This is a genomic window from Dongia sp. agr-C8 (genome assembly GCF_054658695.1).
Window position 1 is genome coordinate 1193724 of the sequence record NZ_BAAGHZ010000001.1, and the last position, 14856, is coordinate 1208579.

17 protein-coding genes are annotated in these 14856 nt (G+C 65.9%); 11 read left to right on the top strand and 6 right to left on the bottom strand.

The annotated features are described in order from the left end of the window. Window positions 1–132 precede the first annotated feature (132 nt). From ACYQ4T_RS05485 to ACYQ4T_RS05505, 5 genes are all read right to left on the bottom strand, one after another. Window positions 133–453 carry an SH3 domain-containing protein gene (locus tag ACYQ4T_RS05485; protein ID WP_459851268.1) on the bottom strand — a complete coding sequence of 107 codons (321 nt, stop codon included), beginning with the start codon at window positions 451–453 and terminating at the stop codon, window positions 133–135. A 286-nt stretch (window positions 454–739) separates the two neighbouring features. Then, window positions 740–1324: an SCO family protein gene (locus ACYQ4T_RS05490; protein WP_459851269.1), complete on the bottom strand. Its 585-nt coding sequence runs from the start codon at window positions 1322–1324 to the stop codon at window positions 740–742. 16 nt (window positions 1325–1340) lie between these two features. Next, complete coding sequence (locus ACYQ4T_RS05495; RefSeq protein WP_459851270.1) at window positions 1341–1814, bottom strand: copper chaperone PCu(A)C; 474 nt, start codon at window positions 1812–1814, stop codon at window positions 1341–1343. Between the two features lie 70 nt (window positions 1815–1884). Beyond that, window positions 1885–2295: a hypothetical protein gene (locus ACYQ4T_RS05500; RefSeq protein ID WP_459851271.1), complete on the bottom strand. Its 411-nt coding sequence runs from the start codon at window positions 2293–2295 to the stop codon at window positions 1885–1887. Between the two features lie 86 nt (window positions 2296–2381). Continuing rightward, entirely contained in the window at window positions 2382–3050 is a 669-nt protein-coding gene (locus ACYQ4T_RS05505; protein ID WP_459851272.1) for a hypothetical protein, read from the bottom strand. 294 nt (window positions 3051–3344) lie between these two features. Between ACYQ4T_RS05505 and ACYQ4T_RS05510 the strand changes: the two genes are divergently transcribed. Continuing rightward, complete coding sequence (locus tag ACYQ4T_RS05510) at window positions 3345–4493, top strand: MHYT domain-containing protein (protein ID WP_459851273.1); 1149 nt, start codon at window positions 3345–3347, stop codon at window positions 4491–4493. Window positions 4494–4529: 36 nt separating this feature from the next. Here the strand turns inward: ACYQ4T_RS05510 and ACYQ4T_RS05515 are convergent, their stop codons facing one another. Next, window positions 4530–5417 carry an SDR family oxidoreductase gene (locus ACYQ4T_RS05515; RefSeq protein WP_459851274.1) on the bottom strand — a complete coding sequence of 296 codons (888 nt, stop codon included), beginning with the start codon at window positions 5415–5417 and terminating at the stop codon, window positions 4530–4532. A 105-nt stretch (window positions 5418–5522) separates the two neighbouring features. Between ACYQ4T_RS05515 and ACYQ4T_RS05520 the strand changes: the two genes are divergently transcribed. The 10 genes from ACYQ4T_RS05520 to ACYQ4T_RS05565 all read left to right on the top strand — a co-directional run bounded on the left by ACYQ4T_RS05520 (window position 5523) and on the right by ACYQ4T_RS05565 (window position 14730). Continuing rightward, the gene (locus ACYQ4T_RS05520; RefSeq protein WP_459851275.1) at window positions 5523–6449 is read left to right on the top strand and encodes an AraC family transcriptional regulator; all 927 of its coding nucleotides are present in this window, start codon (window positions 5523–5525) and stop codon (window positions 6447–6449) included. A 182-nt stretch (window positions 6450–6631) separates the two neighbouring features. Next, window positions 6632–7495, top strand: coding sequence for an FAD binding domain-containing protein (locus tag ACYQ4T_RS05525; protein ID WP_459851276.1), 864 nt, complete (start codon window positions 6632–6634; stop codon window positions 7493–7495). 12 nt (window positions 7496–7507) lie between these two features. Further along, entirely contained in the window at window positions 7508–8002 is a 495-nt protein-coding gene (locus ACYQ4T_RS05530; RefSeq protein WP_459851277.1) for a (2Fe-2S)-binding protein, read from the top strand. Next, on the top strand, window positions 7999–10422 hold the full coding sequence (locus tag ACYQ4T_RS05535; RefSeq protein WP_459851278.1) for an aerobic carbon-monoxide dehydrogenase large subunit: 2424 nt from the start codon (window positions 7999–8001) through the stop codon (window positions 10420–10422). Before ACYQ4T_RS05530 ends, ACYQ4T_RS05535 begins: the two co-directional genes overlap by 4 nt. A 138-nt stretch (window positions 10423–10560) precedes the next feature. Further along, window positions 10561–11442, top strand: a complete 882-nt coding sequence (locus ACYQ4T_RS05540; RefSeq protein ID WP_459851279.1) for an AAA family ATPase — start codon at window positions 10561–10563, stop codon at window positions 11440–11442. Between the two features lie 198 nt (window positions 11443–11640). After that, complete coding sequence (locus ACYQ4T_RS05545; protein ID WP_459851280.1) at window positions 11641–12807, top strand: vWA domain-containing protein; 1167 nt, start codon at window positions 11641–11643, stop codon at window positions 12805–12807. A gap of 12 nt (window positions 12808–12819) precedes the next feature. Continuing rightward, on the top strand, window positions 12820–13671 hold the full coding sequence (locus ACYQ4T_RS05550) for an XdhC family protein (protein WP_459851281.1): 852 nt from the start codon (window positions 12820–12822) through the stop codon (window positions 13669–13671). A gap of 192 nt (window positions 13672–13863) precedes the next feature. Continuing rightward, a complete protein-coding gene (locus ACYQ4T_RS05555; RefSeq protein WP_459851282.1) occupies window positions 13864–14091 on the top strand; it encodes a hypothetical protein in 228 nt (75 codons plus the stop codon). 96 nt (window positions 14092–14187) lie between these two features. Further along, window positions 14188–14361 carry a hypothetical protein gene (locus tag ACYQ4T_RS05560; protein WP_459851283.1) on the top strand — a complete coding sequence of 58 codons (174 nt, stop codon included), beginning with the start codon at window positions 14188–14190 and terminating at the stop codon, window positions 14359–14361. A gap of 135 nt (window positions 14362–14496) precedes the next feature. Continuing rightward, entirely contained in the window at window positions 14497–14730 is a 234-nt protein-coding gene (locus tag ACYQ4T_RS05565; RefSeq protein WP_459851284.1) for a hypothetical protein, read from the top strand. Window positions 14731–14856: the final 126 nt, after the last annotated feature.

The following is a 14856-nucleotide window of genomic DNA, read 5'->3' on the forward strand; positions in this document are numbered from 1 at the left end:
TAAGTCACCTTGGCTTCAGGGAAATTGTTTAAACCGCCACGGCCGTTCCCTCGGCGTCATGCCCGGGGTTGCCCCGGGCATTTCACGCAGGGGGCGCCAGACCCGCAGGGCGAGCCCGCGGGTGACGCAGCCTCAGGCCGCCTTCAGGAGCGAGAGGGCGATATAGCCGTCGACCTTCCCGCTCTTCACATGGGCCCATTTGCCATCGGGCGTCTTGGCGATGACGTCGACCTTGGCCCCCTTCTTCAAGGTGGCCAGCACCGGGCTCTTGGTGTTCGGGTCCTTTCGGATATGGGCGGTGCTGTGCGAGACCACCATGGCGACCTGGGCGGCTTGGACGACGACCGGCGCGTTGCCGGCCGAAGCGGGCGCTTGCGGCGACGCGGCCTGCGCCGCGCCGGTCAGCATCGCCGCCAGGATCGCGGCGGCGGAGAGAGAGATGATTTTCTTCATGGGCGTATTCTCCTCGGTTGAACCCGATTCAAACACTCCGCCCGCGCCGTGATTCCGTCCAGCATGCCGGCGGGCGTCTTGAAGACTTTCGTGTAACCAACGGTGACACGCCCAAGCTGCGCAACGCGCCGTTACAGACGCGTCAGGTAACGGGCGATTGTCATGTTGCTGCTCCCCACTTGCGTCATCGCCGGGCGTGACCCGGCGATCTCGTGACGTCGGAGACAGATGCCCGGGTCGAGCCCGGGCATGACGATTTCACCCGGGCATGACGATCTCAGAGGTGTCATTCCTCCAGCAGCTTCTTGATCTTCGTGACGAACCGCTCATGCTCCTCGGTATAGGAGATCACATCGGCGAACTTGCCTTCGCGGTTCATCAGGTAAAGCACGGCGGTGTGGTCCATGGTGTAGCCGCCGTCGGAGGTCGGGACTTTCTTGTAATAGACCCGAAAGGCCTTCGCGACCTCGGCGACCTGTTCGGGCGTGCCGGACAGCGCCACGGTGTTGCCGTTGAAGTTCGAGATGTACTCCTTCAGCACGGCCGGGGTGTCGCGTTCCGGATCGACGGTGATGAACAGGGTGGTCAGCTCCTTCGCCGGCGCGCCGATCTCGTCCTCGGTCCGGGCCATCTCCGACAGGGTGGTCGGGCAGGCATCGGGACAATGGGTGAAGCCGAAGAAAACGGCGTAGGGTTTGCCGGCGAGGCTCGCGGAATCGAACGGTTTGCCGTCCTGGTCGGTGAGGCGGATCGGCCCGCCGATCGGCACCGCCGCGGGGCCGCCGGCACCCTGGTTGAGATAGAGATAGCCGAGCGCCGCAGCCGAAATCGCGACGACGACAATCAGGATCGGGATGATGCGGCGCGTCATCGCTGCAGCTCCCCGCTCACATATTGTCCATGGAATGGCCGGTGCCGGCCGGCTCGATCATGAACTCAATCTTCACCTTGCCGGCTTTCTCGAAGGTGAGTTCGCCGTCCATCATCGTGTCGGGCAGCAGTTCCTGATTCACGCCCATGAACATGAGGTGCAGCGACTTCGGCTTCAGCTCGACCGTGGCGCCGGCCGGAATCTCCAGGCCCTCGGTCAGCTCCTGCATCTTCATCACGTCGCCGTCCATCTTCATCTCGTGGATCTGGCCCGCCTTGGCAAATTCCACGGTCACGGACAGCAGGCGATCAGGCGTGCTGCCATGGTTGATGATCTTCATGAAGCCGTCGGCGACGTCGCTGCCTTTGAGCGTCGCTCGCGCCCAGGGATGGACGATCTCGAGATCGCCGATTTTGAACTCATGAGCCCAGGCGGCCACGGCGCCGAAGCCGATGCAGGAGAGGATGAGAAGAGCGCGCAGAATACGCATGTTCAGGTCTTTCAAATAGGTGCGCGGAGTGGAACGCACGCGTGAATTGGAAGTGGGAGGTGAAAGGCGCTCAGCCGATCCCCGGCGGCGCCTGGGCGTCGGCGTCGGAGAGATACACACTTGCCGGATTGACTGGCGCGTGCCGATCCACGGCGTCCCGCAGGACGAAAGCGGAGGGCGGGGGCAAAGCCACCGCGCCACCGCCATCCGGTGCCTGCGCCATGCCGCCCATCGGGCAGGCGGCGCTGCAGAGAGTGCAATCCGGCTGATGCTGGTTTTGATGCCGGACCGGATCACCGGCGGGAGCGTTGCCCGAGGTATCGCAGGTGGCCGCTTCGGTCAGGGGGTCGAGCGCGGCGGCGACCGCCTGCAGGTTGAAGGCGGCGGCGGCGAAGGCATTGAGCAACAGGGCGAAAGCGAGAACGGCGCCGAGCACCGCCCCGCGCTGTCTCAATCCCTGAAAGCCGCCGCGCCGGACCATGACAACTCTATGGCACGCAAAGAAAAGCGCGGCAAGCTGACGCTTTGCCGCGCTTTATCAAGCGTTTGCGAGCTGAGCCCCGGCGATCAGAACGCCTTGCACTTGCCGCTGCCGTGCTTGTAGGTGCCGATCAGCGCGTCGCCGAAATAGTCCTTCTTGGCGGCGCAGGTGCTGCGGCAGACCATCAGGCCGCAGACGCTGAACTGGTCACCCGTGGTCTTGCCCGGCGAGCCGTCAGTGTTGGTGATATGGCACTGGCATTCGCCGTTGCGGTCGCTCGCCTGGTTGTCCTCGGAGCCCCAGACCAGCGCCTGGTTGGGATCCGATCGACCGCTGCCGCTATAGAGTTCGACGCGACCCTTCTTGCCGAGCGTCAGATAGTAGTTGCCCACGCCTTTGCCCTTCGTCGGAGCGCGCCACAACTCGGCGCCGCTGGGGCTCTTCACGACGAAGCTGCCGTCGTTCATCAGCACGGCCACGCTGCCCGGCTGCGGCTGCGGGATATTGGCTTCCCAAAGGACGGGTTTGCCGGGGTACCGCTCGTCTTTGAGGTCGAGGGTGCCGTCCTTGTGCATGAACAAGATGTATCGCGTGTCGGTCGTCCAAAGGCATTCTTCGGCCTTGATGACATGTTCCGCCCGGCTGGGCGTCACGTGCTCTGAGGTGGTGCAGGCGGCCGAGGCCGTGCCCGAGAACCCAACGTTGGCGAAGCCGAAAATCGAAAGAACTGCGATCGCGAACAGGAATGCGCGCATGGGATCCCCTGCAAGTTACGCCATTAGCGGCAAAAGCGATTGCTCAGCCCTTAATGCGTCGCCAGGGCCTGCCAAATCACTGCGGGAAGGGCATAGCGTCCCAGGCCGTCAGAGTCCACGCATTTGGCTGTCATCACCCGGTTTTGAGACGATCCGGATCCCAAGTTATCCACAGCACCGCGCCCTTGATTTGGCATCCTCCCTTCGCCAGACTCGGTCGCCAAGGACCTGCCCCAGCCTTGGAAATCGGCTTTCTGGAAAAGTCACCGGACGGCAGGCCGCGACGGGACGGGAATGCTGTTTTCTTACGATCCGATGATGGTGGCGGCCTCGGTTCTGGTTGCCATCATGGCGTCCTTCACGGGCTTGCGCCTCGCGGGCGATCTGAGCGCGCTCCCGATGCCGGCACGGCGCCTGCGAATCGCCGAGGCCGCCTGTGCGCTCGGCGGTGGCATCTGGTCGATGCATTTCGTCGGCATGCTCTCGCTTCGCCTGCCGGTCTCCATCAGCTACGACGCGCTCAACACTTTGAGCTCGGTATTGGTATCGATCCTGATCACCGGGCTCGGCCTCTCCTTCGTGCATATGGGGGCGCGCAAGCTATGGCGCACCGCCGTCTCCGGTACCCTGATCGGCCTCGGCATCGTGACCATGCACTATATCGGTATGCGCGCGATCGCCGGGAACTGCCTGGTCGAATACGGATCGGCGGGAATCCTGCTTTCTTCCGGGATCGCGATCCTGTCGTCGATCGCCGTGGTGCAGATCGCCTATCGTCGCCGCACGTTGCTTCAGCTCAGCCTTGCCGCGGTGCTGCTCGGGATCACGATCTCCAGCATGCACTACACCGCCATGGCCTTCACTCGCTTCATACCGGTCAGCGAGCTGGTCGCTCTGGCGCAGCCGACGATCCAGGACAGCTACCTCGCCCTGATCGTCGCACTCGCCGCTTTCGTCGTTTGCGGTCTCTTCCTGCTGACCGCCTTGCCTTTACCGGCCGCTGGCTGGATCGCCGCGCCCGCCGGCGCGCCGATCTCCGCGGCCTTCGCGGCACCGGAACCGCGGGCATTGCCGCATGCCACAGTGCCACGGACGGCGGCCGATACGCAGGAGCGACTGCGCCTGCCATACGAGCAGGGCGGTCTGACCTTCTTCGTCGACGCCAACCGGGTGACCGCGATCCAGGCCGAGGGCCATTACACGCGGCTCTATGAAGGACAGGAGAGTCACTTCTGCCCCTGGTCGATCTCGCGGGTCGAGGAGGCCGTCGCCGGCCGCAATTTCCTGCGCACCCATCGGAGCTTCCTCGTCAACCTGGAACACGCCCGCGCCTTCCAGCGGAAGCACGACAAGGTCTTCCTCGTTGTTCCCGGCCCCGAGGACAATCTCGTCCCGGTGAGCCGCGGCCATGTCCCCGAGGTGCGCAAGGCGCTCGGGATATAACAGCAGCCCCCGCGGGCCTCGCGCCGACGGTGACAGTCACTTCTTGAAATAGGCATCCCGATCGATGTCCGCGATCAGCCCCGGCCCGGTCGGTTCCCAGCCGGTTATTGCCCGTGTCCTTGCGCTCGAGGCGCGATTGTCCAACGCGGCGAAATGCGCGAACCAGGTGAAATGCGCTTGCGCCTCTTCGGGTGACTTCGAAACCACCGGCAAGCCGAGCCGACGGCCGATCACGCCGGCGATTTCCTTGAACGGAACGCCCTCCTCGGCCGTCGCGTGGTAGCGCGCAGGCCCGTTGCCCCTCTCCAGCACCAGGCGATAGAGCCGCGCGGCATCGAGCCGATGCACCGCGCCCCAGCGATTGTTTCCGTCGCCGATGTAAGCGGAGGCGCCCTTCTCGTGCGCCATCGCAATCAGCATCGGCACGAAGCCATGATCACCATCGCCATGCACGGACGGCGGCAAGCGCATCACCGAGACATTGACGCCGCGGGCTTGAACGCCCGCCGCGGCTTCTTCGGTGGCGACGCGCGGCAAGCCTTCACCCGGCGTATCTTCCTCGGTCGTGCGCCGACCCGAGGGCAGCAATCCCGTCCCGCTGGTGACGATCAGGGGTTTCGATGAACCGGCAAGCGTTTCGCCCATGGCGGCGATCGCTCGCCGGTCGATCTCGCAGCTTTCCTTGAACTTTGTGAAATCGTGAATGAAGGCGGTGTGGATCACGGCGTCGGCTTGTGCTGCGCCGCTCTGGAGGCTGTTGAGATCCTGCACGTCGCCGCGATGCACCGTGGCGCCGGTCGCGGCCAGCGCCTTCGCGCCGGCATCCGACCGGACCAGGCCAATCACCGCGTGGCCGGATTCGATCAATTCCTGCACGACGGCAGAGCCGACAAAGCCGGTGGCGCCGGTGACGAAAACCCGCATGGAGAAGCTCCGGATTGATTGCGATGCCAGGACAGATACAGCGTTGCTCTCGGACGATCTATGCGCTGTAGTCTGCTATATATTCGCAACCGTCCAAAAATGGCCATGGATCCGCTGTCCGACGTCCTCTCCCTCCTGAAGCCGCAGAGCCATGTCTCGGCGGGGTTCGACGCCGGCGGCGACTGGGCCATCGCCTTCCCCGGCAACATCGGCATCAAGTGCTACGCGGTCATGTCCGGCGGCTGCTTTCTCGCCGTCGAAGGCGTCGTTGACCCGGTGCGCCTGGAAGGCGGCGATTGCTTTCTGTTGCCGGGCGGACGTGCCTTCCGCCTCGCCAGCCGTCTCGATGTGCCGCCGGTCGAAGCGAGCACCGTGTTCCCGCCGCCGCGCGCCGGCGGCGTCGTCACCTATAACGGGGGCGGCGATGTCTTCCTGGTCGGCAGCCGCTTCACCTTGAGCGGCGCCCATGCCGGTATCCTGATGGCGATGATGCCGCCGATCGTCCATATCAATAAGGAATCCGACCAGGCGGCCCTGCGCTGGTCGGTCGAGCGCATGATGCAGGAGCTGCGCGAGCCGCGGCCCGGCAGTTTCCTGGTGGCGCAGCATCTCGCCCACCTGATGCTGATCCAGGCGCTGCGCATGCACATGGCCGAAGGCCCGCGCGGCGGGGTGGGCTGGCTGTTCGCGCTCGCCGATAGGCAGATGGGGGCGGCGATCGGCGCGATGCATGCCGATCCGGCGCGACGCTGGACCTTGAACGAGCTCGCATCCGAGGCGGGCATGTCGCGCTCAAGCTTCGCGCTCAAATTCAAGCAGACGGTCGGGTCGGCGCCGATGGACTATCTCACCCGCTGGCGCATGCTGCTGGCCGGCGACCGGCTGGCCCATACCGGCGAATCCGTCTCCGCCATCGCCCTCTCGCTGGGCTATGAGTCCGAGAGCGCCTTCAGCACCGCCTTCAAGCGCGTCATGGGCAGCGCACCCCGGCGCTACGGCCGCGAGACGGCCAGTCTCCCCACGATCTCCTGAGGCTTTACACCATCGTGTAGATTGGCTCGAGTTCGGCGTTAAACCACCGAGCGGATTCGCGCCGCCATTCGTGCAGGAAATCTGCATTTCGTGCAGATCGGGCGGAAATGGTCACTTCGGCCGCGCGCCGCTTCTCCCGTGGGATCAAGGTCTTGGCAACGAGAAGACCAGGGGAGGAGACCATGATACCTGCCACCTTCGACTATCACCGCCCGTCGAGCCTCGACGATGCCCTGAAGCTCCTCGCCCAGCATGGCGACGAGGCCCGGGTGGTCGCCGGCGGCCACAGCCTGATCCCGATGATGAAGCTGCGCCTCGCCCAGCCCGGCCACCTGGTCGATCTGCAGGACATCGCCACCTTGAAGGGCATCAAGGACAGCGGCGCCGCGGTCGAGATTGGGGCCATGACCACGCAGCGCGAAGTGATCCAGTCCGCTGCGCTGGCCGCCGCGATCCCAATCCTGAAGGAAACCGCCGAGCAGATTGCCGATCCGCAGATCCGCTATTGCGGCACCTTGGGCGGCAATGTCGCCAACGGCGATCCCGGCAACGACATGCCGGCGGTCATGCTGGCGCTCGACGCAGTCTACCTGGTGAAGGGCCCGGGCGGCGCCCGCGAGATCAAGGCGCGCAGTTTCTATCACGGCGCCTACGCGACCGAGCTCAAGGACGGCGACATCCTCACCGCGATCCGCATCCCGAAGCCGCCGGTCGGCCACGGCAGCGCCTACATAAAGCAGAAGCGCAAGATCGGGGACTATGCGACCGCCGCCGCGGCCGTGGTGCTGACCCTGTCCGGCGGAAAATGCGCCAGCGCCGCCGTCGCGCTCACCAATGTCGGCGACACCGCCCTTTTCGCCGAGGCTGCCGGCGCCGCCCTGGTCGGCACGAGCCTCGATGCCGCGGCGATCGACAAGGCGGTCGCGGCTGCCGTCGGCATTGCGCAGCCTTCCAAGGATGCGCGCGGCCCGGTCGACTTCCGCAAATCGGTGGCGGGCGTGATGGTGCGGCGCGCGATCGAAGCCGCCGCCAAGCGCGCGCGCTAGGGGAGGGAGCTCATGTCCAAGATGCATGTGAAGATGACGGTCAATGGCGGCGAGGTCGAAGCCCTCGCCGAGCCCAGGACCCTGCTGATCCATTTCCTGCGCGAGCAGCTCTCGCTGACCGGACCGCATGTCGGCTGCGACACCAGCCATTGCGGCGCCTGCACCGTCGATCTCAACGGCAAGTCGGTGAAGGCCTGCACCGTCTTCGTGGCACAGGCCAACGGCGCCAAGGTGACGACGATCGAAGGCATCGCCAATGCCGACGGCACCCTGCACGTTCTGCAGGAGATGTTCCGCGAGCATCACGGGTTGCAATGCGGCTTCTGCACGCCGGGCATGATCACCCGAGCGTACCGGCTGCTGCAGGAGAACCCCGATCCATCCGAGACCGAGATCCGCCACGGCATCGCCGGCAATCTCTGCCGCTGCACCGGATACCAGAACATCGTGAAGGCGATCCGCGCCGCCGCGGACCAGCTTTCCGGCAAGAAGGAGGCCGCAGAATGAGCGCCGCCGATGGAACCAGCGTTGAAGAACGCACCGCCAAGCTCGAGGGTTTGGGGTGCAAGCGGAAGCGCGTCGAGGATGCCCGCTTCACCCAGGGCAAGGGCAAGTATGTCGACGACATGAAGCTGCCCGGCATGGTGTTCGGCGATTTCGTCCGCTCGCCTTATGGCCACGCCCGCATCAAGAAGATCGACAAGTCGAAGGCGCTGGCGCTGCCCGGCGTCAAGGCGGTACTGACCGCCGACGACCTGAAACCGCTCAACCTCCATTACATGCCGACCCTCGCCGGCGACGTGCAGGCGGTGCTGGCGGTCGACAAGGTGCTGTTCCAGAACCAGGAAGTCGCCTTCGTCGTCGCCACCGACCGCTACATCGCGGCCGACGCGGTCGAGCTGATCGAGGTCGAGTATGAAGAGCTGCCGGCGCTCATCGATCCTCTCAAGGCCATGGACGCGAATGCGCCCCTGCTGCGCGAGGACATCAAGGACAAAAAAGAAGGCGCCCACGGCGCACGCCGGCACCACAACCACATCTTCACCTGGGAAGTCGGCGACGCCGCGGCCACCGACAAGGCCCTCGCCGGCGCCGAGGTGGTGGCGAGGGAGTTCATCTCCTACCAGCGGGTCCATCCCTGTCCGCTGGAGACCTGCGGCTGCGTGGCCTCGATGGACAAGATCAACAGCCACCTGACCGTCTGGGGCACTTTCCAGGCGCCGCATGCGGTGCGTACCGTGGCGTCTCTCATCTCCGGCATTCCGGAGCATAAAATCCGCATCGTCTCGCCGGATATCGGCGGTGGCTTCGGCAACAAGGTCGGGGTCTATCCCGGCTATATCTGTGCCATCGTCGCCTCGATCGTGCTCGGCGTGCCGGTGAAGTGGATCGAGGACCGGATCGAGAATCTGACCGCGACCGCCTTCGCCCGCGACTACCACATGACCGGCGAGATCGCCGCGACCAAGGACGGCCGCATCACCGGCCTGAAGTGCCACGTGATCGCCGACCATGGCGCCTTCGATGCCTGCGCCGATCCCACCAAGTTCCCGGCCGGCTTCTTCAACATCTGCACCGGCTCCTACGACATCCCCACGGCATTCCTCTCCGTGGATGGCGTCTACACCAACAAGGCGCCGGGCGGCGTCGCCTATCGCTGCTCCTTCCGCGTGACCGAGGCCAGCTACTTCATCGAGCGCATGATGGATGTGCTGGCCCGCAAGCTGAACATGGATCCGGCCGAGCTGCGACGGAAGAACTTCATCAAGAAGGCGCAGTTCCCCTACAAGTCGGCGCTGGGCTGGGAATACGACAGCGGCGACTACGACACCGCGCTGGACAAGGCGCTGGCCGCCGTCGATTACAAGGGCCTGCGTGCGGAGCAGAAACAGAACCGCGCGGACTTCGCCGCCGGCAAGACCCGCAGCCTGATGGGCATCGGCGTCGCCTTCTTCACCGAGATCGTCGGCGCCGGCCCCGTGAAGAACTGCGACATCCTGGGCCTCGGCATGTTCGACAGCTGCGAAATCCGCATCCATCCGACGGGGAGTGCCATCGCACGGCTGGGCACGATCAGCCAGGGCCAGGGCCATGCCACGACCTTCGCCCAGATCCTGGCGACCGAGATCGGCCTGCCGGCCTCGGATATCACGGTGGAGGAGGGCGACACCGACACGGCGCCGTATGGCCTTGGCACCTACGGCTCGCGCTCGACGCCGGTCGCCGGTGCGGCGACGGCGATGGCCGGGCGGAAGATCCGCGCCAAGGCGCAGATGATTGCCGCCTATCTGCTCGAGGTGCATGACAGCGACCTCGAATGGGATGTCGATCGCTTCCAGGTCAAGGGCGCCCCCGACCGCTTCAAGACCATGAAGGAGATCGCCTTCGCCGCCTATAACAAGGCGATCCCGGGCATCGAGCCGGGCCTCGAGGCGGTGAGCTATTACGACCCGCCGAACATGACCTATCCGTTCGGTGCCTATATCTGCGTCGCCGACGTCGATGTCGATACCGGCGTCACGTCGATCCGCCGCTTCTATGCGCTGGACGATTGCGGCACCCGGATTAACCCGATGATCATCGAGGGCCAGGTGCATGGTGGTCTCACGGAGGCGCTGGCCATCGCCATGGGCCAGGAGATCGCCTATGACGAGGTCGGCAACGTGACGGGGTCGAGCTTCCTCGACTACTTCCTGCCGACCGCGGTGGAGACGCCGGTCTGGGAGACCGACTACACCGTGACCCCGTCGCCGCATCATCCGATCGGTGCCAAGGGTGTCGGTGAGTCGCCCAACGTCGGCGGCGTCTCGGCCTTCTCCAATGCCGTCTGCGATGCCTTCGCCCATCTCGGCCTCACGCATACCCAGATGCCGCATGATCACTGGCGGGTCTGGAAGACGGCGCAGAAGCTGGGGCTGGTGAAGTGACGGAAATGGATGCACATCCTTTCCGTCATCCCGGCGCGAGGCGCCGGGATCCACGCCTTGGGTGCTGCGCGATAGAAAAGCGTGTATCCCGGGAACAAGTCCCGGGATGACGGCAGAGTTAGTGGGCACGATAGAACCATGAGCTTCGACTATCGCGCCTTGCAGCAGCGGCTGGACGCGGCGGGCTACATCGCCGAGGACAGCCTGGCGATGGCGCTCACGCTTGCGATCGACCTCCAGCGGCCGCTGCTGCTGGAGGGCGAGGCCGGCGTCGGCAAGACCGAGGTCGGCAAGGCGCTGGCGCGGGTGCTCGGCGCCCGCCTGATCCGCCTGCAATGCTATGAGGGCCTCGACGCGGGGGCGGCGATCTACGAGTGGAACTACCAGCGGCAGCTGTTGGCGATCCGCGCCCACGAGGCCGAAGGCATGAAGGCGGATGCCATGGAGCGGCATGTCTTCACCGAGGAATACCTGCTGCGCCGGCCGCTGCTGGAGGCGATCTCGCAGGAGAAGCCGCCGGTCCTGCTGATCGACGAGATCGACCGCGCCGACGAAGAGTTCGAGGCCTATCTGCTGGAAGTGCTGTCTGACTTCCAGGTCACGATCCCGGAGCTCGGCACTGTCACGGCCAAGGCCGTGCCGCATGTGGTGCTGACCTCGAACGGGACGCGCGCGCTTTCCGACGCACTGCGGCGGCGCTGCCTCTACGCCTATGTCGAGTTCCCCGACGAGGCGAAGGAGGTGCGGATCCTGCGGGCGCATCTGCCGGATGCCGATGCGCAGATCCTGCAACAGATCGTTGGCTTCGTGCAGCGGCTGCGCCGCGAGGACCTGGAGAAGAAGCCGGGCGTCGCCGAGACCATTGACTGGGCGAGGGCGCTGATCGGCATCGGCCTCGATCGGCTGGACCGCGATCCCGCGACCTTGCAGGCGACGCTGATGTGCCTGCTGAAGACCGACGCGGATTTGAAGGCCGTAACGCCGGAAGTCACCGCGCGCCTCATCGGCAAGGTGGCGTGAGATGTGCTGTTGCGGAAGTGGGCTATGGCTGGCGGTCTTGGCGGAAGAAAAAGCGGCGGCGTCGCTACCGTCATCCCCGGGCTTGGCCCGGGGATCTTTGGCCGCGAATAGCTCGGCGCGAGATGCCCGGCTCAAGCCGGGGCATGACGAACCACTATGGCCGCGTGTCCTCGCGGTTGTCGCGCGCTGGCGCCCCGCATGACTCCAATGCTGCCCTCCGAGCGCGTCGCAGGCTTCGTGGCGCATCTGCGCCGCAGCGGCTATCGCATCGGGCCGGCGGAGGCGGAGGCGACGATGGGCTTTCTCGCCGGCGGCGCAGATCCGATCGCGGCGCGGCTCGGCATGAAGGCGCTGCTCACCGGCAGCCGGGATCAGTGGGAAGGCTTCGACGAGCTCTACGACGCCTATTGGCATGGGCGTGGCCTGCGCCGCGTGACGCCGGCCAATGATGCCTCGACCGAGATGCGCGAGCTGAAGCCGCCGCCGGTCTGGGACCGGGTGCTGCCCTCGCCGCAGGATCGCACGGCGACGGTGCCGCAGGCGCAGCTTGCCGACGGCGACGAGCCGGTCCGCCATCGCGACGGCGCCGGCCGCTTGATCGCCAGCCGGCGCGAGCAGCTCGCGCGCAAGGATATCGCGCGGATCGCCGATGCCGAGGAGCTGGCAGAGGCGGCGCGCATCGCCGAGGACCTGGCGCGGGCGATGCGCTATCGCCTGAGCCGGCGCCGGCGCGCCGCGCGCAAGGGTAGGGGGCTGGACCTTCGCCGCACACTGCGCCGCAACCTTGTCCACGGCATGGAGCCGCTGGAGCTTTTGCGCAAGCGGCGCCCGGAGCGGCCGGTCAACATCGTCCTGCTGCTCGACGTCTCCGGTTCGATGAAGCCTTACGCGCGCGCCTTCCTCGCTTTCGCGCGTGGCCTCGCCGGATCGGAGATCGCGGTCGAGGTGTTCCTGTTCCACACCCGCCTCGCCCGCATTACCGAGGCCCTGAACGATCCCGATCCCGGCCGCGCGGTCGATCGGCTGATGCTGCTCAGCCAGGGTTTCGGCGGCGGGACGCGGATCGCGGAATCCTTGGGGGCGTTCAACGCGCGCCATGCCAAGGCGGTGATCGATTCCCGCAGCGTGGTCATCGTGATGAGCGACGGCTACGACACCGATCCGCCGGAACGCCTCGCTCGAGAATTGGGGCGCCTGAAGCAACGGGCGCCGCGCCTCGTCTGGCTCAACCCGCTGCTCTCCTGGCGCGATTACGCACCGGTCGCGCGCGGGATGAGCGCGAGCCTGCCCTTCATCGATTTCTTCGCCAGCGCCGCGACCCTGGCCGACCTCGCGGCGCTCGAGGCCGAGTTCGCACGCATCTGACTGGAGACCGTCATGCACCGCCCCGACCTCGACGTCATCCCGCTGATCGCCCGCTTGAAGGAAGCCGGTGAGAGCTTCTGTGTCGCGACCGTGGTTCGCACCGAGCACGCGACCTCGGCCAAGGCGGGGGCCAAGGCCGTGGTGCTGAAGGACGGGGCGATCAAGGGCTTCATGGGCGGTGCCTGCGTGCAGCGTTCGATCCGCGAGACCGCGGCGGCGGTCATTCAGGAAGGCAAGCCGCGTCTCATTCGCGTCAAGCCGAAGGACGAGGTGGTGAGTGCCGTCGATGTCGACGGCACGGAATTGCACAAGAGTTCCTGTCCCAGCGGCGGCACGGTCGACATCTTCGTCGAGCCGATGCGCCCCAGCCCGCGGCTGGTTGTCTGCGGCGCCTCGCCGGTCGCGATCGCCGTGGCCGATCTCGGGCGGCGGCTCGGCTATCGCATCGTGGGCGCCGCACTGGCCGACGATCTCGTTGCCTTTGCCGAGGAGGATCAGAAGCTTGCCGGATTCACTCTTGCGGAGGTCGGTGTCGAAGCGGACGACTACGTGGTCGTTGGAACCCAGGGCAAGCGCGACCGCGAGGCGCTGGCCGCGGCGCTCGGCACGCCGGCGCGCTATGTCGCCTTCGTCGGCAGCCGGCGTAAGGCCGAAGTGCTGAAGGCGCAGATCGTCGAGCAGGGCCTCGACACCGCGCAAGTCGCACGGTTGAAGGCACCGGCCGGGCTCGACATCCACGGCATCGAACCTGAGGAGATCGCGCTCTCGATCCTCGCGGAAATCGTAGCCTTCCGTCGCGCTGCGGTGAAGCACGAGAATGTGAGCGACGCTGCCGAGAGCGCGCCGCACTCCTGCTGCGGCTGACCGCCGAACGGCTTCATGCATCGCATTCAATCCTGTTGTGCAAGCAAGTCACGGCGCGGGCTGTGACGGCCGTCGCAGTTGCGCCGCCCCGGCATGGTGCATTGCAGCGGACTGCCTAGATCAATCGTACCGCCGCATCCATCCACGCGGGTCACCGCAGAGCGGCATGACAGAGAACACCAAGGTACGATCATGAAAACCACCATCGCATCGCGCGCGCTTCGCGCCACGCTCTTCGCTTTCTCCGGCGCCCTGCTGCTGGGCCTCGCGGCCTGCAACAACGGCTACGGCCCGCCGCTTCCAGGCCAGGAATCGCTGACCTGGGGCCAGCAGCACTATCTCGATGTGCAGAAGGCGCAGTCCGACCACGACGCGCGGCGCTCCGACAGCAGCAGCAGCGGCTACAGCCGCAACCGGTAGGCCAAGCCTCGGCCGCTGCCAGTGCGCAGCGGCCGGCCCGCTCGGGACTGGCAATGAGAGGGGCGCGACACTATCTATACCGACATGACTCCACCGGTGATCCGCGAACGCTTGCTGCCGCTGCTCGGCCTCCTGGCCGTGCTGTCGCTTTCGGCCTGCAACAACGAATATGGGCCACCGCCGGCCGGCGGTCCGCCACAGAACTGGGGCCAGCAGCACTACCTCGACAACCAGCGCTACCAGCAGCTCAACCTCGACCGCATCAACTGAGCATCACAAAGACGCGCACTATCACCATGGTGCGCGCTTGCATGCGCTGCCTCACTTCCCCACGCCGGAACTCTGACTATCCTCTGACGCGGGGACGGGATTCGGCCGGCGACGGCCGCAGCGAGGAATGACACCATGCACATCAACATCCCGCGCCTTCCCGTGACGCGCCTTCTCGGCCTAACATTGTTTTGGATCTCGGGCGGGCTGCTGCTCTCGGCTTCATCCTGCATCGTGCCCGAACCGCAACGCGTGCCCGGCGAACAGTTGACCTGGGCCGAGCAGCACGCGCTTGATCAGCAGGAATACCAGACCATGCACGAGAACCGGCGCCAGGACCGGCCCTGCAAGAAGAACGGTTGCCCCTGAGCCCCCAGGCGCGTGTTTCGGCGGGCGCGTAAGAGCGATTCCAATCTGGTCCGGAACCTTCCGGCATTGCGCGGCTTTTTGCTGTAGCCTGCCGGATTGAACCAGGGCGCGTCGATACCGACGCAG